This window comes from Streptomyces sp. NPDC001194 (assembly GCF_042896985.1).
In the GTDB taxonomy this organism is placed as follows: domain Bacteria; phylum Actinomycetota; class Actinomycetes; order Streptomycetales; family Streptomycetaceae; genus Streptomyces.
Map to the genome: position 1 here is coordinate 434,816 of NZ_JBIAXU010000005.1, position 23,919 is coordinate 458,734.

22 protein-coding genes and 1 pseudogene are annotated in these 23,919 nt (G+C 73.3%); 15 read left to right on the forward strand and 8 right to left on the reverse strand.

Features of this window, described 5'->3' with window-relative positions; all coding sequences use genetic code 11:
• Positions 1-8 precede the first annotated feature (8 nt).
• Entirely contained in the window at positions 9-1,949 is a 1,941-nt protein-coding gene (locus tag ACFY1T_RS15670; protein WP_390788588.1) for an APC family permease, read from the forward strand.
• On the opposite strand, the gene ACFY1T_RS15675 is transcribed toward ACFY1T_RS15670, so the two are convergent.
• Entirely contained in the window at positions 1,867-3,102 is a 1,236-nt protein-coding gene (locus ACFY1T_RS15675; protein WP_390788589.1) for a helix-turn-helix domain-containing protein, read from the reverse strand. The genes ACFY1T_RS15670 and ACFY1T_RS15675 overlap by 83 nt on opposite strands.
• A 175-nt stretch (positions 3,103-3,277) precedes the next feature.
• Between ACFY1T_RS15675 and ACFY1T_RS15680 the strand changes: the two genes are divergently transcribed.
• From ACFY1T_RS15680 to ACFY1T_RS15715, 8 genes and pseudogenes are all read left to right on the forward strand, one after another.
• Positions 3,278-3,841, forward strand: a complete 564-nt coding sequence (locus ACFY1T_RS15680) for a TetR/AcrR family transcriptional regulator (RefSeq protein WP_384705604.1) — start codon at positions 3,278-3,280, stop codon at positions 3,839-3,841.
• A gap of 123 nt (positions 3,842-3,964) precedes the next feature.
• Positions 3,965-4,198, forward strand: a pseudogene (locus ACFY1T_RS15685) (helix-turn-helix domain-containing protein); the annotation flags it as partial.
• A 271-nt stretch (positions 4,199-4,469) separates the two neighbouring features.
• Positions 4,470-4,889, forward strand: coding sequence for a hypothetical protein (locus ACFY1T_RS15690; protein ID WP_390788590.1), 420 nt, complete (start codon positions 4,470-4,472; stop codon positions 4,887-4,889).
• Entirely contained in the window at positions 4,886-5,677 is a 792-nt protein-coding gene (locus ACFY1T_RS15695; protein WP_030865007.1) for a hypothetical protein, read from the forward strand. The genes ACFY1T_RS15690 and ACFY1T_RS15695 overlap by 4 nt, the downstream gene beginning before the upstream one ends.
• A gap of 80 nt (positions 5,678-5,757) precedes the next feature.
• Positions 5,758-6,258, forward strand: coding sequence for a roadblock/LC7 domain-containing protein (locus tag ACFY1T_RS15700; protein ID WP_390788591.1), 501 nt, complete (start codon positions 5,758-5,760; stop codon positions 6,256-6,258).
• 87 nt (positions 6,259-6,345) lie between these two features.
• Positions 6,346-6,720: a hypothetical protein gene (locus ACFY1T_RS15705; RefSeq protein WP_030157853.1), complete on the forward strand. Its 375-nt coding sequence runs from the start codon at positions 6,346-6,348 to the stop codon at positions 6,718-6,720.
• Between the two features lie 179 nt (positions 6,721-6,899).
• Complete coding sequence (locus tag ACFY1T_RS15710; protein ID WP_390788592.1) at positions 6,900-10,490, forward strand: CDP-glycerol glycerophosphotransferase family protein; 3,591 nt, start codon at positions 6,900-6,902, stop codon at positions 10,488-10,490.
• Between the two features lie 155 nt (positions 10,491-10,645).
• Positions 10,646-11,131: a VOC family protein gene (locus ACFY1T_RS15715; protein WP_390788593.1), complete on the forward strand. Its 486-nt coding sequence runs from the start codon at positions 10,646-10,648 to the stop codon at positions 11,129-11,131.
• Between the two features lie 48 nt (positions 11,132-11,179).
• On the opposite strand, the gene ACFY1T_RS15720 is transcribed toward ACFY1T_RS15715, so the two are convergent.
• A complete protein-coding gene (locus ACFY1T_RS15720) occupies positions 11,180-11,917 on the reverse strand; it encodes an NAD-dependent deacetylase (RefSeq protein ID WP_390788594.1) in 738 nt (245 codons plus the stop codon).
• Between the two features lie 177 nt (positions 11,918-12,094).
• Between ACFY1T_RS15720 and ACFY1T_RS15725 the strand changes: the two genes are divergently transcribed.
• Both ACFY1T_RS15725 and ACFY1T_RS15730 read left to right on the forward strand, forming a co-directional pair.
• Positions 12,095-12,520, forward strand: coding sequence for a hypothetical protein (locus ACFY1T_RS15725; protein ID WP_390788595.1), 426 nt, complete (start codon positions 12,095-12,097; stop codon positions 12,518-12,520).
• Positions 12,521-12,552: 32 nt separating this feature from the next.
• Entirely contained in the window at positions 12,553-13,404 is an 852-nt protein-coding gene (locus ACFY1T_RS15730; protein WP_390788596.1) for a GNAT family N-acetyltransferase, read from the forward strand.
• Between the two features lie 84 nt (positions 13,405-13,488).
• Here the strand turns inward: ACFY1T_RS15730 and ACFY1T_RS15735 are convergent, their stop codons facing one another.
• The 3 genes from ACFY1T_RS15735 to ACFY1T_RS15745 form a co-directional block, all read right to left on the reverse strand.
• Positions 13,489-13,932, reverse strand: coding sequence for an SSI family serine proteinase inhibitor (locus ACFY1T_RS15735; RefSeq protein WP_384705620.1), 444 nt, complete (start codon positions 13,930-13,932; stop codon positions 13,489-13,491).
• A gap of 301 nt (positions 13,933-14,233) precedes the next feature.
• The gene (locus ACFY1T_RS15740; RefSeq protein ID WP_384700857.1) at positions 14,234-14,695 is read right to left on the reverse strand and encodes a Crp/Fnr family transcriptional regulator; all 462 of its coding nucleotides are present in this window, start codon (positions 14,693-14,695) and stop codon (positions 14,234-14,236) included.
• Positions 14,696-14,866: 171 nt separating this feature from the next.
• Positions 14,867-15,169 carry a hypothetical protein gene (locus ACFY1T_RS15745; protein WP_030864982.1) on the reverse strand — a complete coding sequence of 101 codons (303 nt, stop codon included), beginning with the start codon at positions 15,167-15,169 and terminating at the stop codon, positions 14,867-14,869.
• 243 nt (positions 15,170-15,412) lie between these two features.
• On the opposite strand from ACFY1T_RS15745, the gene ACFY1T_RS15750 reads away from it, so the two are divergent.
• Complete coding sequence (locus ACFY1T_RS15750; protein WP_390788597.1) at positions 15,413-17,347, forward strand: glycoside hydrolase family 5 protein; 1,935 nt, start codon at positions 15,413-15,415, stop codon at positions 17,345-17,347.
• 333 nt (positions 17,348-17,680) lie between these two features.
• Positions 17,681-20,413, forward strand: coding sequence for a DNRLRE domain-containing protein (locus tag ACFY1T_RS15755; protein ID WP_390788598.1), 2,733 nt, complete (start codon positions 17,681-17,683; stop codon positions 20,411-20,413).
• 64 nt (positions 20,414-20,477) lie between these two features.
• On the opposite strand, the gene ACFY1T_RS15760 is transcribed toward ACFY1T_RS15755, so the two are convergent.
• Complete coding sequence (locus ACFY1T_RS15760) at positions 20,478-20,885, reverse strand: DUF3224 domain-containing protein (RefSeq protein WP_390788599.1); 408 nt, start codon at positions 20,883-20,885, stop codon at positions 20,478-20,480.
• A 137-nt stretch (positions 20,886-21,022) separates the two neighbouring features.
• Here ACFY1T_RS15760 and ACFY1T_RS15765 point away from each other — a divergent pair, with 137 nt between their 5' ends.
• Positions 21,023-22,003, forward strand: a complete 981-nt coding sequence (locus ACFY1T_RS15765) for a helix-turn-helix transcriptional regulator (RefSeq protein WP_390788600.1) — start codon at positions 21,023-21,025, stop codon at positions 22,001-22,003.
• A gap of 1 nt (position 22,004) precedes the next feature.
• Here the strand turns inward: ACFY1T_RS15765 and ACFY1T_RS15770 are convergent, their stop codons facing one another.
• Both ACFY1T_RS15770 and ACFY1T_RS15775 read right to left on the reverse strand, forming a co-directional pair.
• Positions 22,005-22,496: a GNAT family N-acetyltransferase gene (locus ACFY1T_RS15770; protein ID WP_390788622.1), complete on the reverse strand. Its 492-nt coding sequence runs from the start codon at positions 22,494-22,496 to the stop codon at positions 22,005-22,007.
• Between the two features lie 445 nt (positions 22,497-22,941).
• Positions 22,942-23,394: a hypothetical protein gene (locus ACFY1T_RS15775; RefSeq protein WP_384705630.1), complete on the reverse strand. Its 453-nt coding sequence runs from the start codon at positions 23,392-23,394 to the stop codon at positions 22,942-22,944.
• Between the two features lie 97 nt (positions 23,395-23,491).
• Here ACFY1T_RS15775 and ACFY1T_RS15780 point away from each other — a divergent pair, with 97 nt between their 5' ends.
• Positions 23,492-23,836, forward strand: a complete 345-nt coding sequence (locus tag ACFY1T_RS15780; protein WP_390788601.1) for a hypothetical protein — start codon at positions 23,492-23,494, stop codon at positions 23,834-23,836.
• Positions 23,837-23,919 lie beyond the last annotated feature (83 nt).

A 23,919-nucleotide genomic window follows, 5' to 3' on the forward strand; every position in this document is an offset into this window, starting at 1 on the left:
ATGCCGGGATGAGGCGTATCAATCTGAAGCGCGTGCTGGTGGGTGAACCACTCGACACCGCACGACTGGGCGAGACCCTGCTGCCCAAACGGCTCGCGCTGCCGATCTTCTGCAGCGACCCGCTCTCCTCCGTGGCCTACGCCACCGAGGAGATCCTGCTGATCCTCGCCCTCGGCGGCGTCGCCCTGCTCCACCTCGCCTGGTACGCGGCCGCCGCCATCGTCTTCCTGATGATCGTGGTCGTCGCCTCCTACCGGCAGACCTGTTACGCCTATCCCGGCGGCGGCGGTGCGTACATCGTCAGCTCCGAGAACCTCGGCCAGACCGCCGCCCTCACGGCCGCCAGCGCGCTGCTCGTCGACTACGTCATGACCGTCGCCGTCTCCGTGGTCTCCGGCGTGGACGCCATCACCTCCGCGATCCCCTCCCTCAGCGACCACGAAGTCGGCCTGTCGGTGGGGTTCGTGGCGCTGCTGATGCTGATGAACCTGCGCGGCGTACGGGAGTCGGGACGCATCTTCGCCATCCCGACCTACGGGTTCGTCGTCGTCATCTACGTCATGTTCGCCGTGGCGGCCGTCCGGCTCGCCACCGGTGACACCATCCGCGCCGAGTCCGCCGACCTCCCGATCATCGCGGAGGGCACCTTCACCGGCCTGGGCCTGGTGCTCCTCGCGATGCGCGCCTTCGCCTCCGGCTGTACGGCGCTCACCGGTGTCGAGGCGATCAGCAACGGCGTCCCCGCCTTCCGCAAGCCCAAGAGCCGCAACGCCGCCAACACCCTGGCCGCGATGGGCGTCCTGTCGGTGACCATGTTCCTCGGCATCACCATCCTCGCCATGGTCTACGAGGTGCACGTCGCCGCCGACCCGACGGAACTGGGCCTGCCGCCCGGTACGCCGATGTCCACGGCGCTCGCCCAGATCGGCCGCGCCACCTTCGGGAGCTGGCACTTCCTCTTCTACCTGCTCCAGGCCGTCACCGCCGGCGTGCTGATCCTCGCCGCGAACACCGCCTTCAACGGCTTCCCGATGCTCGCCTCGATCCTCGCCAGGGACCGGTACGCGCCGCGCCAGCTCTTCAACCGCGGCGACCGGCTCGTCTACTCCAACGGCATCGTGCTGCTCGCGCTCGCGGCCGTCGCCCTCATCGTCGCCTTCGACGCCCAGCTGACCCGCCTCATCCAGCTCTACATCATCGGCGTCTTCGTGTCCTTCACCCTCTCCCAGGCGGGCATGGTCCGGCACTGGCGCCGCGAGCTCGCGTCCCCGGCCACGCCCAAGGCGGAACGGATCCACATCCACCGCCGGCTGGCGATCAACGCGGTCGGCGCCACCCTGACCGCCGTGGTCCTGGTCATCGTCCTGCTCACCAAGTTCACGCACGGCGCCTGGCTCGTCGTCATCGCGATGCCCCTGCTCTTCTTCGGCATGAAGGGGGTGCGCCGGCACTACGAACGGGTCTCGGCCCAGGTCGCCGTCGCCCCCGGGGTCAAGCCGCGCAAACCCTCCCGCCACCACGTGCTCGTGCTCGTCGCCAACGTGCAGGCCCCGACCCTGAAGGCACTCGGCTACGCACAGGCCCTGCGGCCGGACACCCTGACCGCTGTCACGGTCGCCGCCGACGAGGAGGAGGCGCGGCGGCTGCGCGAGGCCTGGGCGGAGCACGACCCGGGCGTACCGCTGAAGATCCTGCACTCCCCGTACCGCGAGGTGGTCGGGCCGGTGCTCGCACACGTGCAGGAGCTGGCCGCCGCCGAGGGCACGGACATGCTGTCCGTGGTGATCCCCGAGTACGTCGTGGGGCACTGGTGGGAGCAACCCCTGCACAACCAGAACGCGTTCCGGCTGAAGGCGAGGCTCCTGTTCATGCCGGGGGTCGCGGTGATCGACGTGCCGTACCTGCTGGAGTCGGCCCGGCCGGCGGAGCCTGCGGATTCGGCGAGGTAGCCGGGTCGTCCACGCGCTGGAGGACGGCCGCATGGGCCAGTGCCAGCTCCACCACGTGCGCCGGGTCGGCGAGCGAGCGTCCGGTCAGCCGCTCCAGGCGGCGCAGCCGGTTCGAGACGGTGTTGCGGTGGCAGTACAGCCGCTGGGCGGCGTACGTCGTCGACCCCTGGCAGGTCAGCCAGGTGCCCAGCGTGGTCAGCAGCACGCGTCGGTCCTCGGCGGGCAGCGCCAGCACCGGACCGAGCACCACCTGCCGCAGCCGGCCCGCGAGTTCGGCCTGGGAGGCGACCAGTGCGGTGGGCAGCCGCTCGTCGAGCAGGGCGGTGCACGGACCGCCGGACGCGGGGGCGGTGCGCAGCGCCAGCGCGGCCAGCCGGTGCGCCCGGGCCAGGTCCGCGGGGCTCTCCACGACCGGGCTGACCCCGGCCCGGGCGCCGAGCGGGCCGAGCAGCTCCCGTACGGACCCCAGGGGATGGTGCCCCAGCTCCACCAGACCGGTCTCCCCGTCGGCGCGGATCCGCCACAGCACGCGCGGGCCGGCCGCCTCGGGCGCCCCGCCCGGGCCGGCCGGAGCGCCCGGCGCGAGCACGACGACGGCGAAGCGGCCGCGTTCGGGAAGGCCCAGCCGGGCCGCGGGCCCTTCCGGCGGCCCCGCGCCGTCGAGCAGCGCGTCCAGCAGGGCCGCCCGCTGCTCCCGGTCGCGCTCGGAGCGGGCGGTCTCCGCACGGCGGTACGCGTCGGCCACCGCGTCCGTCAGCCGGTCCAGTACGTCCCACAGCACGGCCGCGGCCGGCAGCAGCCGGGGCAGCGCCGCCGGATCGTGCGCGGCCACCGCTTCGCCCAGGGTCTGCCAGACCATGCGGCCGCCGCGCCGGTAGACGCGCAGCAGAGAGGCGAGCGGCAGACCCTGTTCGGCCAGGAGCGCGCCGGTGGCGCGGGCGTCGTCGAGCTCCACGGGCAGCCCGCGGATGCCGCGGTCCAGGCCCTCGACGCACTGCCGCAGGCCGAGGCGGACCCGCTCGCGCAGCTCGGCCCGGCCGAGCAGGGCGGCGTACGCCGGGTCCTCGGCCAGCGTCCGCTCGGCGAGGCGGTCCGCCGTCACGGTGATCCGGCGGGACAGGTCCTCTCGTATCTCCTCGATGATCCGCTCCATGACGGGCAGCGTGACACGGGGGAGGGGGCGGTGGGGAGGGCCGGGACCGAGCCGGGTCCGCTAGCGTGTCCGAATCACCGCGTGTGAAGTGGCCGCGCGCCGCGCCCGCGCACCACCGACGCCGCCCCCCGCACCACCGACGCCGCCCCCCGCCATCACCGTCAGGGAACCGCCCATGCGCCAGAACCCGGAGCGCCGAGCCGCACTCCTCGACGCCGCCATCGAAGTCCTGGCCCGCGAGGGCTCGCGGGGCCTGACCCTGCGCGCGGTGGACGCGGAGGCGGGCGTACCGACGGGCACCGCCTCCAACTACTTCGCCAACCGGGCCCAGCTGCTCGTACAGATCCTGCACCGCACCCGGGAGCGGCTGGTCCCCGACCCGGCGGACCTGACCGGCCCGCTCGACACCAAAGTGCTGCTGATGCAGCTCCTGGAGCGGATGCGCCGCGAGCGCAGCGTGCACATCGCGATGCTGGAACTGCGCCTGGAGGGCATCCGGCGCCCCGAACTCCAGGCGGAGCTGGCCGCGTTCCAGGGCGCCGAACTGGAGGCGAACATCGCCTGGCACCTGGACGCCGGCCTGCCGGGCGACCGCCGGGGCGTGGTGCTGCTCTACCTGGCGATGCTCGGCCTGATCGTCGACGACCTCACCGTCCCGGCCCTCCTCGAACCGTATCCGCCGGCCGACCTGATCGAAACGATGGCCGAGCGCCTCCTCGGCGCGCGAAATCCCGGCTGACGCAGGGCCGCGGCCGGGGGGCGGCGATCTCATGTCCGGATGTGCGCGAGTCAGCTGGGATTGCGGGCCGGGAGCGACTTTCATGGGGGTGCCAGGACTCGTACCGGAGCAGGGGGAGTATTCATGGTCACCGACGGCGGTCAGACGGACAAGGACAGCGAGAGCGCACCCACCCTGATCGGATCCGTGCAGCGGGCGCTGCGCCTGCTGGAGGCGATGTACGCCGAGGACGGGGCGACGGCGAAACGGCTCGCGCGGCTCACCGGGATTCCGCTGCCCACGGTCTACCACCTGCTGCGCACCCTCAGCCACGAGGGGTACGTCGAGCGCGAGGGCGGCGCCTTCCGGCTCGCGGAGCACCTCCCGCTCGCTTCGTGAGCCCCCGGCCGAGCCCCCCGGCGAGCGCCGCGCGCCCCGTGAGCCGCACGCGCCCTCCGGCGTCACCGAGGGCCGTGATCAACATTCGTGATCAGAAGTCGACGTGTTCCGGCCAAGCAGCCGCGTGGTTCTGTGCATGTTCCCGCGGAAAATGCCAGAAGCCCCTTCCGCACAGGGGAACGTGAGTAAGTTCCCTCCTGTCGCGCCGTAGACCGTGCACTTCGCACGTCTGGCCGGGAGGGGAGCCCGCGTGCCCGGGATCGACGAATGCCTGCTCGAAGCCATGGCCCTGCCTGGTGCGCGGGGGGCCGCGCTGGTCGACTGGAGCAGCGGACTGGCCCTCGGCACCGCCGGGGACTCGCCGGTCGGCGACCACGAGACCACCGCCGCCGAGACCGCCGAGTTGGCCCGGGCGGCCGCCGAGTACGAGTCCTTCGCCCAGCCGGCACAGGATTCCGCACCGGGCGCAGCCGCGGGCGAACCGGGCCCGGGCCTCCCGGTGGAGGACCTGATCGTCACCACCCGCACCGGCTACCACGTCCTGCGCTTCGTCGAGACCAGCTTCGACAGCAGCGTCTTCCTCCACCTGTGGCTGGACCGGACCGACGGCAACCTCGCCCTCGCCCGGCACAGACTCCGCATCCTCGCCGAGGGGCTGGTCCTCAGATGACCGCCGCCCAGATCAGCGGCCTCGCCGCCGTCGCCGTCTCCCCCCTGCTCACCCGGCTCGCCGCCGAACGCGCCACCGGCGCCCTGCTCCGCGACCGCGGCACCCTCTTCCTGGAGGACGGCCGGATCGTGCACGCCGAGAGTCCGGCCACCCCCGGACTCGACGTCCTCCTCACCACCGGCGGCGGCCTCGCCCCCGAGCGCTGGCGCGAGGCCGTGGACCGGGCCGGCGCCCGCCGCCAGGTCGCCCGCTTCCTCGTGGACAGCGGGGGCCTGGCCGGCGGCGAACTGGAGATCTGCCACCTCGCCGCCATCTTCGACGCAGCCTTCTTCGCCCTCTCCCCGGGGACCGGCCCCTCCCGGTTCCGCCGCGGGGCCACCCACTGGATCGGTTCCGTCCGCTCCGTCGCGGCCGCCGCCGTCGAGCGGGAGACCCGGCGCCGGCGGGAACTGCTCGACGCCGTGTGGCCGTACCCGCTGCTGGACACCTCGCCCGTGGTGCCCCGGCCCGCCGCCCCCGGCCAGACCGTCACCGTCCGCCAGCGCCTTCTGCTGGCCCGGGCGGACGGGGTACGGACCCCCGCGGACCTCGCGTGGGTGCTGGGCCGTCCGGCCTTCCACACGCTGCTCGACGTACGGCGCCTCGCGGCGGCAGGGCTCGTCGAGACCCCGCACGCTCCGGTCCTGGCACCGGTCGAAACACCCCTGCCCGACTGGATCACCCAGACCCAATCCCCGGACGTGGCGCTGCTCCGCCGGTTACGCGACGCACTGGAGGCAAGCCTGTGAGGCTCCCGCTGCGACCGGCTCTGCGCTCAGAGCGCGCCGACCGCCCCGAGCGGAGGCAGCCAGAGAGGAGAAAGGCCGACATGAGCACGGCGATGGTGCCCCCCGAGGCCGAAGCGGACATACTCGCCGAGCTCCGCAGGCTGCGCGCCCGGGTCCCCCAGCTCACCGGCGCCCTCGCCGGCAGCGCCGACGGCCTGGTCCTCGCGCAGGACAGCGCGGCCACCGAGGTGGAGTCCGTCGCGGCACTGACCGCGGCCGCCCTCGGTGTGGCCCAGCGGCTCAGCGACTGCACCGGCCAGGGCGGATTCCGTGAACTGCTCATTCGCGGCGAGCACGGATACGTCGCCACCTACGCGGCGGGGGACGCCGCCGTCCTCACCCTGATCGCGGAGCCGCGCGTCAACGTCGGCCGGCTCCACCTGGAGGCCCGCCGCTCCAGCCTGCGCATCGCCGAGCTCATCGACCAGGTCCTCGGGCGCCGCGGCCCCGAGGTCCCGCAAGTTCCGCCGGTCCCGCAAGTCCCGCAGGTTCCGCCGGTCCCTCAGGTTCCGCCGGTCCGCATGCGTACGGACCAGGCGTAGTCGGTGCAGACCGGGCGTGAATCGTGCAAACGCCAGAAGACCACTTGAAATCCGTCACAAACCCAGAGAAAGAATGAGGAGCCACTCATGGCCAACGTGGAAACCGCACTCAAGGAAACCCTCGCCACCATCGACGGCGCGATCGGCGCGGCCCTGGTCGACTACGGCAGCGGCATGGCCCTCGGCACCATCGGCGGCGGCAAGGACCTCGACCTCACGGTGGCCGCGGCCGGCAACACCGACGTGGTCCGCGCCAAGGTCCGCACCATGGAGATGCTCGGCCTCAAGGACGAGATCGAGGACATCCTGATCACCCTCGGCACCCAGTACCACCTCATCCGGCTGATGAAGAGCCGCGACTCCAAGGGGTTCTTCCTCTACCTCGCGCTCGACCGCGGTCGGGCCAACCTCGCGATGGCCCGGCACCAGCTCACGAAGATCGAAGCGGAGCTCGAAGTCTGAGCGGACGTTCGGTCGGACTCCGACGCCGAGGTGGCGGGCGGCTGAATTCTTTGCCGTCCGCCCCGGGGGGCATGGGCCGTATGTCCAGGATGGGGGGACTTTATCATCCTGTTACCGAGTAGGATGCTCTCATCACCTGATCATCGAAATAGCTTGAAACGCTGGAGAACCCGCCACCCATGCCCCCGCGCCTGAGCATCGTCGTCCCCGTCTACAACGTCGAGCTCTATCTCGACGAGTGCCTGGAGTCCATTGCCGCCCAGACGTTCGCCGACTTCGAGTGCATCCTCGTCGACGACGGGTCCACCGACACCAGTGCCGTCATCGCCAAGGCCTTCGCGGCGCGGGACAAGCGGTTCCGGGTCGTCATGCAGGAGAATGCCGGACTCGGCGCCGCCCGCAACGTGGGCGCCCGCCACGCCTCCGAGGGCAGCGAGTACCTGGCCTTCGTCGACAGTGACGACACGATGCCGGACTACGCGTACGAGCGTCTGATCGCCGCCCTCGACGAGACCGGCTCGGACTTCGCCGGCGGCAACGTGAAGCGCTTCCGCTCCGTCGGCATGCAGCAGTCCTGGGGCCACCGGGCCGCCTTCGCCAAGACGCAGCTGAAGACCCACATCTCCAAGTTCCCGGCGCTGGTCACCGACCGCACCGCGTGGAACAAGGTCTACCGGCGCAGCTTCTGGGACGAGCACGGTTTCCAGTACCCCGAGGGCATCCTCTACGAGGACGCCCCCGTCAGCATCCCCGCGCACTACTTCGCGTCCAGCGTCGACGTCATCAGCGACTGCGTCTACCACTGGCGCGTGCGCGAGACCGGCGAGCGCTCCATCACCCAGCGCTCCACCGACCCGGTCTCCCTGATCGACCGCGTCACCTCCGTCCGCCTGGTCCGCGAGGCCCTCAAGGCCAAGGAGGGCGCCAAGTACGCCCGCTACCTGCGCGACTACGACTACAACGTGCTGAGCGAGGAACTCCCGCTCATCTACAAGTACGTAGGGGAGGGCGGCGCCGACTTCCGCGCCGCCTTCGTCAAGGAGGTCGGCGGCCTCGTCCGCGAGATCGGCACCGGCCCCTGGTCCGACCTGACCGTCGCCGACCGCCTCAAGGCGTACCTGGCCCGCGAAGGCCGCGTCGAGGACTTCATCGCCCTCACGAAGCACCAGAGCGACTACTCGTACAGCGTCCCCGTCAAGGGGCTGGCCCGCCCGCAGGCCGACTACCCGTTCCTGCACGGCCGTCCGCCCGTCCCGGCCAAGATCCTCACCCTCGGCCCGCGCGAGCGCCGCGTCGTCAGCCGCCTCGAGCAGGCCGTCTGGAGCGACGGCAAGCTGCTGCTGCGCGGCTACGCGCTGCCTGGCCACCTCGGTGCGGAGAGCCGCCTCGGCTCGCGCAAGATGCTCGTCTTCCGCGAGGGCGGCAAGCGCCGCCGCACCGTCGTCACCGCCCGTACGGTCGCCTCCCCGATGGCCACCGTCAACGCCGCGCACCTCGCGCTGCGGCACGCCGACTGGGCCGGCTTCACCGCCGTCGTCGACCCCACCGCCTTCCAGACGGGCGGCAAGTGGACCGACGGCATATGGACCACGTCCATCGCCGTCACCGGCGCCGGCGGCCTGCACCGCGCCCGCCTCAAGGGCGGCGAGTCCGACGCCGGCCAGAACCCGCCCGCCCACTGGGTGACCCCGGACGTCCGCATCGTCCCCAACGCCACCGGCGCCCTCACCATCCAGATCGAGACCGTCCGCGCCCGCGCCCTCGACGTCCGCACCTCGGGCGACGACGCCGTCGAGGTGTCCGGCGAGCTCGCCGCCGAGATCGGCGCCGGCGCCACCCTGCGCGCCGAGCACGTCTCCACCGCCACCGTCCTCACCTGGCCCGTCGAGACCGCCGCCGCGAGCGGCTCCGGCGGAGCGGGCCGGATCCCGTTCACCGTGCGCGTACCGCTGGCCGAGCTGGCCGCCGTACCGGACGCGGAGTGCGAGCCCGGGGAGTGGACCCCCGAGCCGTGGAGCCTGACCGTGGTCGGCGCCGACGGCTCCGAGCACCGCCTCGCGCACGACGAGCGCGGCGGCTTCGCCGGCCTGGTCGTCCCGCTGCCCGGCGGGGGCGCCGACCGCGCCCTCTTCGCCAAGCGCGGCAACACCGGACACCTGACCCTCTCCGTGCAGCCCTCGCCGCCGCTCGTCGACTCGGTCACCGGCCAGGACGGCACCCTCACGGTCAAGGGCCGGTTCGTCGCACCCGTCGACGAGCCGTACGAGCTGGTCCTGCACGACGCCCACGGCACCGAGTTCAGCTACCCGGTCACCCGGGACGGCGAGCGCTTCGAATCCACCTTCGAGCCCGTCCTCCCCGAGTCCTACGCGGGCCGCACCACGCTGCCGAAGGGCCGCTGGTGGCCCACCCTGCGTCCGCTCGCCCAGGGCGGCACCACCGCGGGTCTGCTCGGCGTCGACCGCGGCGCCCCCGTGCAGTTCGCGCCCACCGCCCTGCAGTCCGGACCGCACGCGATCACCGTCGAGGGCCGCCGGATGCGGGTCGAGGCCCGCTTCTACGACCGCATGGTGCTCGTCGCCGACCCGCTGCTCAGCCCGCACGACCGCACCCGGTACGCCCAGCGCGTCACGCGGTACGAGACCTACCCGGCGCAGCGCGCCCTGCCGGTCAAGGACATCGCCGTCTACGACACCCACCAGGGCAACGGCACGGGCGACGCGCCCCGCGCCGTCCACGAGGAGCTGCTGCGCCGCGGCGAGAAGCTGGACCACGTCTGGCTCGTCCGCGACGGCCGCGCCGAGGTCCCCCCGACCGCCCGCGCCGTGCAGTACGACAGCACCGAGGCCTGGGAGGTCCTGGCCCGGGCCCGCTACTACGTCGTGAACGACAGCGTGCCGCAGCGCTTCCAGCGGCGCGCCGGCCAGGTCGTCGTCCAGACCTGGCACGGGACGCCGATCAAGGAGATCGGCCACGACTTCATCCACGACTACTACACGAGCCCCGAGATCCTCGAGGCGCTGGAGCACGACAGCGCCCAGTGGTCGCTGCTCGCCTCCCCGAGCTCGTACGCCACGCCCCTGCTCAAGCGCGCCCTCGGCTACCGGGGCGAGGTCATCGAGTCCGGCAGCCCGCGCACGGACGCGCTCGTCAAGCCCGACGCGCAGCGGATCGCCGAGGTCCGCCGCCGGCTCGGCCTGCCCGAGGGCAAGAAGGTCGTCCTCTACATGCCGACCTGGCGCGAGAACCGCGAGGGCTGGTCGGGCGGCTACAAGCTCGACCTGCAGATCGACCTGGACGCGGCGCGGCGCGAGCTCGGCGAGGACCACGTCCTGCTGGTCCGCGGCCACCACCACGTCACCGAGCAGGTACGGGACGGCGTGCGCGACGGGTTCGTCGTCGACGTGTCCCGCTGGCACGACGCCACGGACCTGCTGCTCGTCGCCGACGTGCTGATCTCCGACTACTCCTCGGCGCTGTTCGACTTCGCGCTCACCGACCGGCCGATCCTGCTCTTCACGTACGACCTGGAGCACTACCGGACCACGCTGCGCGGCTTCAACTTCGACCTGGAGGCGAAGGCCCCCGGCCCGCTGCTGGCGGACTCGGCGAGCCTGATCGAGGCCGTCCGCAACGTGGACGCCGTCGGGGCGGAGTTCAAGGAGGCCCGGGCCGCGTTCCGCGCCGAGTTCTGCGACCTGGACGACGGCGGCGCCGCCGAGCGCGTCGTCGACCGGATGCTCGCCATGGGGGCCAAGCCCGCGGTGTAGGCCGTTGGAGTGCAATCAGGAAGCGTTGCCGACCGGCCCCGGGCCCACCGATGAATTTCGGGCCCGGGGCCGGTCTGTATGTCTGTAGGGGAGAGACGGTGCGGCACGCACGCGCGTGCGCACGGACTCGGCCACGCAACGACCTGGAGGCAGTCATGGGAAGCGGCAACGGATTCACCACGTGTCTGTGGTTCGACGGCAACGCGGCGAGCGCCGCCGACTACTACGTGTCCGTCTTCAAGGACGGGAAGATCGGGCGGACGGGCTACTACAACGAGGCGGGGCCGGGCCGGGCCGGCGACGTGATGGTCGTCGAGTTCGAGATCAACGGCCAGAAGTTCATCGGGCTCAACGGCGGCCCGCAGTTCCCCTTCACCGAGGCGATCTCGTTCCAGATCCACTGCGCCGAGGAGACGGAGTCGGACTACTACTACGACGAGCTGACGAAGGACGGCGGCCAGGAGTCCGCCTGCGGCTGGGTCAAGGACAAGTTCGGGGTGTCCTGGCAGGTCATCCCGCCCGGCGCCATCGACCTGATCACCGACCCGGACCCGGGCCGGGCCAACCGTGCCACCGCGGCGATGATGAAGATGAAGAAGCTGGACGTGGCGGAGATGCGCCGGGCGGCCGATGCGGCGTAGGCCGCATCGGCCGGGGCTGGGCCGGGGCGGCCGGGTCCCGGCCCCGGCCTAGGCCGGGCCGAGGTCGCCGATGCGGGCCAGCAGGGCCGGGAGCGCGGTCCCGATCGGCTCGCGGACCACCTCGTCGGCGAGGGAGTCGTACGGGGTCTCCTCGGCGTTCACGATGATCAGGCGGGCACCCGCCTCGGCGGCCATCCCGGCCAGCGAGGCGGCGGGCTGCACCTGGAGCGTCGTCCCGACCGCGATGAACACGTGGGCGGCCTTGGCCACGGCCACGGCCTGAGCCAGCACCTCGGGGTCGAGCCGCTGGCCGAACATCACGGTCGCCGACTTCAGGATCCCGCCGCAGGCCGGACAGGCCGGGTCGGGCTCCCCGGCGGCGACCCGGGCCAGTGCCTCGTCCATCCCCGATCGGGCGTGGCAGGCCGTGCAGACCACCGACCGGGCGCTCCCGTGCAGCTCGAACACCTTGCGCGGCGGCATGCCGGCCAGCTGGTGCAGTCCGTCCACGTTCTGCGTGATCACCCGGACCGGGGTGCCGGAGCGCTCCAGCTCGGCCACGGCCAGATGCGCGGCATTCGGCTGCGCCGCGAGGGCCCCGACCTCGGCGCGCATCCTCCAGGAGCGGCGCCGGATCTCCGGATCCGCCATGTAGTACGAGTACGTCACCAGCTTCTCGGCCTCGGGATCCCGGCGCCACAACCCCTGTGGCCCCCGGTAGTCCGGAATTCCGGAGTCGGTGGACATCCCGGCCCCACTGAACACTGCGACGAGCGGCTTCCCCATGTTCCCGACCCTATGTACGGCCGGCCCGCAGCCGCGACCGCTTTAACGGGGGCTGACGGCACGTGCGCGTCAGACGCGTCCGAGAGGGCTCTTCCTGCGGTGAATCCCGCCCCCCACAGGAGTGAGATCCGCGGCCCACCCCTGCCCGCGAAGACGCGCGGCGGTTACACATCCCGCATGAAGACCACCGCGTACAGCCTCGGTGCCCTGCTGCTGGCCCTGCTCGCGCTGCCGGCCCCGACCTCCGCCGTCGCCGACCCCACCCCCGTCGGCGCCCGCCACCGACACACCGCCACGGAGATCAGCACCTTCCTCTCCTCTTTCTACGGCCACCACGGCCCCTCCGCGTACGACCGCGACCAGCGCGTCTCGCAGCAGCTCAAGGAGAAGCAGGCGCACGCCCCCCACTCCGACGTGTTGCTCTGCGCCCAGAAGGAACCCCAGGACATCGTGGTCGGCGCGGTCACCGTCGCCCAGTCGGCCGGGGTCGGCTGGGCCACCGTGACCACCCACTGGGGGGCGGACGCAACCGACACCTTCACCGCGTACGTGCGCCTCGACTCCCGGCCGATCAGGCTCGACGACGTGATCTGCGCCGGCTGACCGCCCGTACGCCGTCTGGTACAACACCGGACATGACGGGATTCGAGATCGGCGGCGCGAGCGCCGCCGACATGGAACTGATCAGCCGCTGGGCCGACGAGGAAGGGTGGAACCCCGGGCACTCGGACCGCTTCGTGTTCGCGGTCGCCGATCCGGGCGGCTTCCTCGTCGGCCGGATCGACGGCGAACCGGCGGCCTGCATCTCGGCCGTTCGGTACGGGGCCGCCTTCGGGTTCATCGGCTTCTACATCGCCCGTCCCGCGTTCCGCGGCCGGGGCTACGGGATCAGACTGTGGCGGGCCGGGATGGAGCGGCTCGGCGGGCGGCTCGTCGGCCTGGACGGGGTGGTCGACCAGCAGGACAACTACCGCAAGTCCGGGTTCCGTTCGGCCTGGAACAACGTCCGTCACGAGGGCGCCCTGCGCCCGAACGGCCCGGGTGGCGGAGCCGGGTTCGAGGTGGTCGACGCCGCGACCCTGCCCTTCGGGCTGCTCGCCGCCTACGACCGCCGCTTCTTCCCCGCGCCGCGAGACGCCTTCCTGTCCGCCTGGACCGGGATGCCCGGCCGTACCGCCCTCGCCGCGGTGCGCGACGGCCGGATCGAGGGGCTCGGCGTGATCCGCCCGTGCAGCGGGGCCTCCCGGATCGGCCCGCTGTACGCCTCCACGCCGGAGGTCGCGTCCGCCCTCCTGCACCGGCTGGCGGAGCACACTCCCGACGGGGTGGTCGCCGTGGACGTGCCCGACGCCAATCAGGCGGCCACCGCCCTGCTGGCCGGTCTGGGGCTGGCCCCCTCGTTCGAGGCCGCCCGGATGTACACCGGGCCCGCCCCGGAGGTCGAACTGTCCGGGCTGTACGGGGTGACGAGCCTCGAACTGGGCTGAGGGGCGCGGGGCGCGGGACGGGCCCGTCGGCCGGGTGCCGGGCGGCGGTCGCACGACGCCGCCCGGTCGGTCGCGTCGTGCCGGTCAGAAGCCGAACAGCGCGCCGCTGGTGTGCCGCAGGCCGCACGGGTTGCCGAAGGTGTACGAGTAGCTCAGCCGGCGGCCCTGCCACACCCCGTCCGCGGTCACCGTCATCGGGTTCCACTCGCGCGTACAGTCCACGCCCGGGCCGGGGGCCGCGACGGCGTCCAACTGGCGCGAGTTCGCCCGCAGTTCGGCGCACGCGGCGGCCGGGGACGGGTGCGTCCCGCCCGGGGTCGGCGCGCAGACGAGCGTGACGGCGCGCAGCACCGTGCCGTGCGTGGCGTCCTCCCCGGCGGTGATGCTCAGGACGAGGGCGGAGGGCGCGTACAGGCTCTCGGCCCCGGACGGTGCGGCGTCGGCAGCTCCGGGCCAGGCCAGGGCCGTGAGAGCGGTGAGCGCCATGGCGGCGGAACCGAGGCCGAGACCCTTTGCGATGGACCGCATTTCGAACTCCCTTGAGTGGTTGTTTCGGATAGCGGACAGGAGTCTTGCCGACACGGACCGTGAACGCCCGTTCGTACCGTCATTTCTCGTCACCGATCGTGAGCGAATGTATGCAGACCGCAGCGGTGCGGGCTCGCTGACCTGTGGGGGAGCGGACCGCCGAAACGGCCGAACACACGCGCTGAAACATGCGCGGGGGCGGTTTCGGACCGGGTCCGGACCCGCCCCGGGCGCCCCGAAGGGCCTGTGTCGGAGCCCCGCGCGGGCCCCGCAGGGTCTGCGCAGGGCTCGTGGTGGTGGGCTAGCGGGCCGTCGCGATGCGCGGCGCGTAGAGGTCGATCAGCCGGGTGCGGGTCTGCTGGAGGCGCAGCGCGAGCACGCGTCCGACCCAGTGCCCGATCGCGGAGCCGAAGGCGGGATCGGCGTCCATCATCATGCGCACGGCGGTCGCGTCGAACTCGTACGAGCGCACCGGGGTCATCGCCTCGGCGCTCAGCTGCCAGGTGTACGGCGGGAAGAGCCAGGACCAGCCGACGAGTTCCCCGGGGCCGAGGTTCTCGACGGGGGCGGGGCGGCCGGCGGGCAGCGGGACCTGGAGCGTCACCGTCCCGGATCGCACGATCCAGAAGGACTCGGCGCGCGAACCTTCCTCGAAGATCCTCGCGCCCTCGGGGAAATTGACCTCGCGTGCCTGGGACATCAGCCGCCCGCGGTATTCGGCGGAGAGGACGGCGGCGATTCGGATGGGGGAAGGTGTGCTCACGACGGCCTCCGATCAGGGCCCCCCGTTACCCCCAGTGTGACCGACACCCGGACGAATCCGGGCGCGGCGCATCACCCGATTGTTCGGGTACCCCACGGGCGGCCCCGCACACGCGTTCCACGGTCCCGCCGGCCGACTCCCGGAAGTCGGCCGGCGGCGCCCCGCGCGGGGTCATTCCTCGGCGTTGGCCTCCAGGCAGGCCAGCTCCATCGCGTCGAGGACCGCCTCGTGGCTGCGGCGGCTCAGCTCCGCGACGTTCTCGATCTGCGCCGTGGCCCAGGCCGCCAAGGTCATCACCAGGACGCGCAGCCCGTCGGTGCCGTGCTCGGCCAGGATCGCGTCGGCGACGATCATCGCGTCCTCGGGCACCTGCTCCGGCGGCTCCAGCCCGGCGAGCCCGCGCAGCATCGTGAGGGTGCGGCGGGAGATCTCCGGTGTCATCCTCGCCAGCCGCAGGTCCTCTTCTTCGTCCATCCGCCCCACCCTCCCGTTCGGTCCCGTCCCCCCAGGGCACGGTAGGCGCTGACGGCCCCGCGCGTGGCCGTTTCGCCAGGGTGGCCACACGTGAGAAACGAGGCCGGCCGGGCTGCCCGCCCCGCGCGGTCGGGTCGGGGGCGGGAAAGTGAGCGCCCCCGCGGGTTCCATGGTCGCCGACCGGCCGGTAACTTGGCCGCGGCATCGGCCAGTTGCCCCACACCCCCCCCTCGCAGGAGCGACATGAAGAGCCTCATCCGCGCGCTGTCCGGCGCCCTCGTGCTGCTGGCGGGGGTGCTGCCGGCGGTGGCCGCGCCGACGTCCGCCGCGGCCGCACCGTCGACGCCCGTGCCGACGTCCGCCACCGCGCCCGCGTCCGAGGCGTGGACCCCGCCGCTGTCCACCCGCGGCCGCTACATCGTCGACGCCCGGGGCAACCGCTTCCGGCTCCGCTCCGGCAACTGGGACGGGGCCCAGGGCTCCTGGAACGGCAGCGGCGACCGCAACGACCCCGCCACGCACCACGCCGGCCAGAACGCCAACGGCATCCCCATGGGCCTGGACCGGGTCCCGCTGCCCACGCTGCTGGCCGACTTCCGGGCCCTCGGGCTCAACAGCATCCGGCTGCCGTTCTCCAACGAGATGCTCCGCACCACCGCCCCGGTCCCGGACGCGGCCGTCGCCGCCAACCCGGCGCTGCGCGGCCGCACCCCGCTCCAGGTCTACGACGCCGTCGTCGCCGCACTCACCGACGCCGGCTTCGCCGTCATCCTCAACAACCACACCGTCACCACCCGCTGGTGCTGCGGCCTCGACGGCAACGAGCGCTGGAACAGCGGCCGTTCCACCGCCCAGTGGGCCGACGACTGGGTGTTCCTGGCCCGCCGCTACCGAGACAACCCGCGCGTGGTCGGCGCCGACCTCTACAACGAGGTCCGCCGCGACGTGCTCGACGATCCCAACTGGGGACTCGGCGACAGCCACGACTGGCAGGCGGCCGCCCAGGAGGCGGGTGACCGGATCCTCGCCGAGGCCAACCCCAACCTGCTCATCGTGATCGAGGGCATCAACTGGACGGGCATCCCCGTGGACGGCTTCGCGCACGGCCGCCCCACCCTCACCCCCGTCCGCACCCTGTCGCACACCCTCGTGGTGTCCGACAAGCTCGTGTACTCGGCCCACTTCTACGGGTACACCGGCCCCCGGCACAGCGGCGCGACGGGCATCGGCGAGACCCACGACCCGCGCTACCAGGACATGAGCCGGGCCCAGCTCGAACAGACCCTGTACGACCAGGCCTTCTACGTCTCCGCCGAGACCGGCACCCACTTCACCGCGCCCGTCTGGGTCAGCGAGTTCGGCATCGGCGCAGACGAGACGGGAGCCCTCCCGCGGGCCTGGTTCCAGAACCTGACCGGCTATCTGAACGCCGTCGACGCGGACTTCGCGTACTGGCCGCTCGTCGGCTGGAGCACCACCGCACAGGGCGACCCGGGCGGCGACTCCTGGGCGATGCTCCGCTACGACGCCTCCGGCCGCCGCTCGGGCGTACTGGACGCGGGCGACTGGCGCACGCAGCAGTGGACGGCCCTCGCCGGCGCCGCGGGGCGCACCGGACAGATCCCCGTCACCCCCGCCTGGTACCAGCTGGCCACCGACCACCGCGACCACAACGCCTCGCTGCGCACGCGGGCCACCGGCGACTGGGACAACGGGGCCCGCAAGGCGGTCTGCCCCGACGGCGCCCGGCTGGCGGGGCTCGGCCACACGGCCGGGCGCGGCCTGTGCGGCTCCTCCGACCTGCGGGCCCCGGCGGGCGGGCACACCGTGGTCCGCGACGAGGCGTACGTCCCGCCGGGCGGTGACTGGGCCACCGGCTATACGAAGTTCCAGTGCCCGGCGGGCCAGTTCCTGATCGGCTACAGCCTGCGCGGCGAGCGGGTCTCGGCGGCCCTGTGCGCCCCGGGCCGGACGGCTCTCCCGGCGGGCGGCCGCACGCTCTGGTTCGACCGGGGCGACAACCGCCCGCCCGGCGCCCCCGGCGGCGAGTTCGCGTACGGGGACTACAAGGGCCAGTGCCTGCCGACCGAGTACGCGGCGGGCATCGCCTTCACGACCCGCGCGGCCTCCCGCCCGGGTCCGGCGGCCCTCCTCTGCCGCCCCCTGCCGCCGGCCTGAGCCGCCGGTCCGTGTCCCGGCGGGCCCGCCGCCACCGGGCCCGCCGCCACCGGCGCCGAGGCCCGCCGGGAGCGGCACCCGCGGGCACGCGCCGCGGCCCCATGGCGGCCGCCCGCACCCACCCCGCGCAGCTCGCGTCGGCGCAAATGATCATGGCGAGAAGAGGAGGGGACCCAGGGAGGCGCCAATTTGGCATCCGATTGCGTCAAGTGGGGTGAACGAGGGAGCAAAGGGGCCTAGGGTGCGCCCGTACGCACGGTCGAGGACGGCGACGCCACGTCTGTTTTCGGCCATCACCGCACAGCGACACAGTGATACCGAACTGGGGGGTTCATGCGTAGATCCAGAGGGTTCGCAGCCGCTCTCGCCCTGTCCCTGGCAGGTACGGGCGCGGGCATAGGCCTCGGCTTCGTCCCACAGGCGGCGGCCGTCACCCCGCCCGTGGCCTTCACCGCCGACCCGCTGTCCACCTGGCAGCCCAACGGCGTCGTCTGGGCCCTCGCCGAAGCGGGTGGCACCGTGTTCGTCGGCGGCACCTTCTCCGCCGTCCGCCCGCCCGAAGGCGACGGCTCCGCCGAGCAGCCCGCGGTGAACTTCGCCGCACTCGACGCCGCGACCGGCGCCCCGACCTCCTGCCACCTCTCCTTCACCGTCGGCGGCGGCACCGCCACCGTCCGCGCCCTCACCCTCTCCCCGGACAAGCAGACCCTCTACGCGGGCGGCTATTTCGGCGCCGTCAACGGCACCCCGGTCTCCAGCCTCGCCGCCATCGACGTGGCCACCTGTACGGTCAAGACCGGCTTCCGCCCCGCCTTCGCGGCCACCGTGCGGGCCCTGGCCGTCACCGACGACACCGTCTACGCGGGCGGCGACTTCCTCACCGTCGCCGGCCAGCCGCGCGAGCGCTTCGCCGCCGTCGGCGCGGCCGACGGTGCGCTGCGGCCCTTCACCGCCGATGCCGACGAGCCCGGCCGCGCCGTCGAGGTCACCCCCGACGGCAGCCACGTCGTCCTCGGCGGCGACTTCTTCACCGTCAACGGCACGAACACCCACGCCCTGGCCGTCGTCGACTCCACCAGCGGTGCGCTCACCAAGACGTACGCCGGCTTCATCGAGACCAACTCCGTCGTCAAGGACATCGCGACCGACGCGACCGGGTTCTACACCGCCAACGAAGGCACCGGCGGCGGCGTCTTCGACGGCCGCATCGCGCTCAACCTCGGCGACTTCAACCAGCGCTGGCGCGACACCTGCCTCGGCGCCACCCAGGCCGTGCTCCCCTACCAGAACGTGCTGTACAGCGCCTCGCACGCCCACGACTGCTCCAGCGTGGGCGAGTACCCGGACGGGCAGCGCCACCACCTCCTCGCCCAGCCGACCACCAGCGTCGGCAAGCTGGGCTGGGCCCCCGACACCAACGACGGCATCGGCGAGGGCATCGGCCCGCGCGTGCTGGCGGTCGGCTCCAAGGGCGGTGTCCAGTACCTCTGGGTCGGCGGCGAGTTCACGACCGTCAACGGTTCCGCGCAGCAGAGCCTGACCCGGTTCGCGTCCACCGGCGACACGGGAGCACCCACCGTCCCCGTCGTGACCGCGGCGAGCTTCAAACCCGGCGAGGTGCAGGTGCGCTGGCGCACCAGCCTCGACCTCGACGACAGCGCGCTGACGTACCGGATTTACCGGAACGGCTCGGGCACGCCGATCGCCACGGTCACGGCCGACTCGCTGTTCTTCAAGCGCCCGCAGGCCTCCTGGACCGACACCACCGTCGCGGCGGGCCAGACGTACACCTACCGGGTGACGGCCACCGACGCGGCCGGCAACACCAGCGCCCTGTCGGCCACCGCGAGCGTGACCGTCCCGACCTCGGTCGACGCCTACCCCAACCAGGTCCGCGCGGACGGCGCCCAGCTGTTCTGGCGCTACGACGACGCGGCCCTGCCGAACGTCGCCGACTCCTCCACGAGCGGCAACCAGAACGGCGTGCACATGAACGCCCCCGCCCTGCGCCAGACGCCCGGCGCGGTCTCGGGCGCGAGCACGGCGATCGGCTTCAACGGCACGGACACCCGGGTCTACGGGGACCAGCGCCAGAGCATCGGAAGCAGCTACACCATCGAGACCTGGTTCAAGACGAACACCACCCGGGGCGGCAAGCTCCTCGGCTTCGGCAACAACCAGGTGCGCGGCAGCAGCCAGTACGACAAGCACATCTACATGACCAATGACGGGCGCCTCGTCTACGGCGTGTACACCGGCGCCACCCGCACCATCACCACCGGCACCGCCTACAACGACAACGCGTGGCACCACGTGGTCGCCACCCAGGGACCCGGTGGCATGGTGCTCTACGTGGACGGGGTGCAGAAGGGCACCCTGGCCGTCACCACGCACGAGAACTACGCCGGCTACTGGCACGCCGGCGGCGACAGCCTCGGCGGCTGGCCGAACCTCCCCACCGGCGAGTTCTGGACGGGCCAGCTCGACGAGACCGCCGTCTACCCGAGCGTCCTGAGCGCGGCCCAGGTGCAGAACCACTACGCCCTGGCCACCGCGCCCGCCGATTCGGTCGTCCAGGTGCAGGCCGCCGAGGACACGTACGCCAACGCCGGTGCGCCGGACGGCAATTACGGGAGCTCGTCCTCGCTTGCCGTGCGGGGCAGCTCGCTGTACACGAGCTACCTGCGCTTCAACCTGCCCGCCGCGCCCGCGGGCACCGTCCTCAAGTCCGCCTCCCTCAGCGTGAAGACCAGCACGATGAGCGGTGCCGGTACGGCGGACACGGTCTCGGTGGTCCCGGTCACCGGCACGTGGACGGAGGCGGGCACCACCTACGGGAACCGCCCCGCCACCGGCACCCCGGCCCTCGGCAGCTTCGCCGGAGTACCGGACGGCTCGGCGGTGCACACCACGGGGCTGAGCACGGCCGCCCTGGCGGGCGCGCTCGGCACGAGCTACAGCCTGGCGCTGACCAGCCCGGGGACGGACGCCCTGTGGCTGTGGTCCTCCGAGGCGCCGGCGAACGAGGGCACGCCGCAGCTGACGCTGACCTTCGGCGCACCGTAGCCGCGGCAGCGGGACGAAGGCGACAGGGGGCGCGGGCCGTTGCGGTCCGCGCCCCCTTCGCCGTCTACCCCACCGTGTAGCCGAACTCGTACGCGACCGACGTGTCGCCGTGCCGGTACGTGAACCCGCCGGAGCCCGACAGCCCGGCCAGCTCGCCCGATCCGGAGCCGGGCACCACCTCGAAGGTGCACCGGGTGCCGGAGGCGTCGAAGGTGCCGCGCTGCTCCAGGACGAACGCCCCCTTGCGGCCGTCGACGGCGCCCGACAGCAGCTCCAGACCGGTGTAGGAGCCGGTTCCCTCCACGGTGTACGCGATCGTGTAGGCGGCGTGGGTCGCCCCGGCCTCGATGCCGCCCGCGAAGGCGTTCACGACCGTCGAGCGGGCGAGGCGCGGTGTGGAGCCGGCCGGCCCGATCGGCTGCTCCTGCCAGTCGGCGAACGTGAAACGACCGGTGGTGGTACGGGCGGACATGGAGGACCTCCTGGTTCACGGCCGGGCGGGATCGTTCCCCCGGCACGAGAACAGCCTGTCCGGGATACCTGACACCCTCTGTCAGGTACCGGCGTCCGGCCTCCCGGCCGCACCGGCCCACCGGACACAATGACCCCATGCGCGCCGACCGGCTCCTCTCGCTCCTCCTGCTGCTGCAGAGCCGCGGCCTCATGACCGCACCCGAACTGGCCGCCGAGCTGGAGGTGTCGGTCCGCACCGTCTACCGGGACATCGAAGCCCTCGGCGCCTCCGGCGTCCCGGTCCGCGCAGAGCGCGGACCGGCCGGCGGCTACCGGCTGATGGACGGCTACCGCACCCGGCTCACCGGCCTCACCGACGCCCAGGCCGGCTCCCTCTTCCTCGCCGGTGCGCCCGGGCCCGCTCAGGACCTGGGCCTCGGCGCCGATCTGGCCGCCGCCCAGCTCAAGCTCCAGGCGGCGCTGCCCGCCGCCCTCGCCGACCGGGCCCGCCGCCTCCAGGACCGCTTCCACCTGGACGCCCCGGCCTGGTTCCGCGAGGCCGACCCCGTCCCGCACCTCGCGCAGATCGCCCAGGCCGTCTGGGACCAGCGCGTACTGCTCACCCACTACCGGCGCTGGAGCGGCGAAGAGCGGGCCGGGCACCCGCTGCACCCGCTCGGGCTCGTCCTCAAGGGGGGCATCTGGTACCTGGTGGCGCGGGCCGCCGACGAGCGCGTACGCAGCTACCGCGTCTCCCGGTTCCTCGGCGTGGACACCGCGGAGGAGGGTTTCGAGCGTCCGGCCGGCTTCGGACTCGCCGCGTACTGGGCGGAGTCCGCGCGCCGGATGGAGCGGGCGACCCGGCAGGGAACCGCCCGGCTGCTGCTGTCCCCGCGCGGGCGCCGGCTGCTCCCGATGCAGTTCGGCGCGGCCGGCGTACGGGCACTGGCCGGGGCCGGCCCCGCCGAGCCCGGGGACCCGGAAGGCTGGATCCGCGTGGACCTGGACGTCGAATCCGAGGCCGTGGCGGTCGGCGACCTGCTCCGCCTCGGCACCGAGACCGAGGTCCTGGCCCCGCCGGAGCTCCGCCGCGCCCTGGCGGACACCATCGCCGCCCTGGCCGAGCGGTACGGCTGACCTACACCCCGGGCGGGAGCGCTGCCCGCGGGCGGTGCTCCCAGCGGATCTCGCCGTCCTCGCGGTGCGGGGTCGGGGCGAAGCCGCAGGCCGCGGCCACCGCCGCCGAGGCGTGGTGGCCGGGGTGGACGTGGGCGATCAGCAGCCCGACGGGGAGCCCCGCCAGCCACGCCGTGACGGCGCGTGCCGCCTCGGTGGCGAAGCCCCGGCCCTGCCAGGGGACTCCGATCACCCAGGCCAGCTCGGCCGTGTCCCGCGCGGGCGTGACCGTCGCCTGCACGGTCCCCACCAGCGGCCCGTCCCCGCGCAGCCGCAGCACCCAGTTGCACCACACGACCGCGGGGTCGGGCGAGCCGGCCGCCAGCCGGGCGTAGCGCTCGCGCAGCGCACCGACCGAGAGCGGGGCGCCGCCGATGAACTCGTGCAGTACGGGATCGCCCAGGACACGGGCCATCTCCGCGGCGTGATCGACGCGCAGGGGGAGGAGCTCCAGCCGGGCGGAGCCGAGCCGGCCGGCGCCGACCGTGCGGACCGGCGGTCGCCGGACCTTGGCGGACGCGCCCGCGCGGGGTACGCCGTCCACGGCGAGGCAGATCCCGAAGACCCGGTCACGTCCGGTCCAGCCGTTGACCCGGCCCCGGTTGTTGCTGATCTGCACGCGGCGGCGCGGGGCGTCCACGGCCGAGACCAGGTGCAGGTACACCGTGCCGCAGACCCGGGCCAAGACGATGTCCCCGGGCTCGACGAGCGCCGGGTCGACGGGGGCGACCCGGACCCGCCGCCCGCTGTGGATCAGCGGCACCATCGAGTCGCCGCTCGGCCGGAACTCCACGGTCTCGCCCCGGCCGATGCGGTCCGCCACTGATTCGAGCATGCCCATCGGGCGAGTGTGCCCGGCTCGGCGTCTCTCCGGAAACCGGATTTGTCCCCGATCCCGGTCAGCGCGGCGGTTCCACCTCCAGGAACCGCCGCCGGCGCGGTCCCCGGTAGAGCAGGCAGCCCCAGCCCAGGGGCTCCAGCGCGGCCGCACAGGCCGTCAGCCGCTCCTGCTCCTCCTCGGCCGCGCCCCCGCCGGGCGGCCCCGGCCAGGTCACCTCCACCGTCGCGGACCCGGGCGGCCCGGGCGCCACCCGGTACCCCGTCCGCGTACGCCGGCCCCGCTCGTCCACCGCGGACGGCGCGATCCCCGCCGCCTCGAGTACGAGGGCCACCGCGCGCGGCATCTGCCGCAGCTCCCAGGGGGCGGGAACCGCCGTCCCCGCCGGGCCGTTCACCAGGCGGCGGATCTGCAGCAGGCCCTCGTACGCCGTGCGGACCTCGGCCCCCCGCGCCGCGGTGGCGGGCCGCTCCGGCCCGTCGCCGGTCGCGGGCTCGAAGGACGTGTCCACCACCCACCACCCTCCGCCCGTGCGTTCTGAGTACCTCACACCCAACGACCTGAGTATCCGCCCCGATTCCCCACGGGCCCGCCGCTGGTGGAATGCGGGCATGCCCTTCGACGCCACCGCCACCGCCACCACTGCCGCCGCCGCTCGCCCGCGCCGCATGCAGCACGTGACCACCGCCGGCTCCGCCCTGGCGGTGGCCCTGGTCCCGCTCGTGGTCGGCGTGCTGGTCGCCAAGGGCATCGCCGCCGACCCGCACGCCCCGGTCAACGCCCTCATCACGGGCGGCGGCCAGCGTGCGGGCCTGCCGCGGGCGGAGTGGCGCCGTCGGGGCCACGCCACGCTGCACCGCCTGCGCACGGCCCGCCGCCTCACCACCCGCCGCCGCCCCGCCGCCCCCACGTGTCCGCGCCGCCCCGGCGCCGCACCCGTGGACCGCGCGGCCTGACCCCCCTAGGGGGTGTCGTCAAAGTCCCTTCTGGCCGGCGGGGGGGGGGCCGCCCGCGGGCCGCCGAGGCGGAGGTAGCCCAC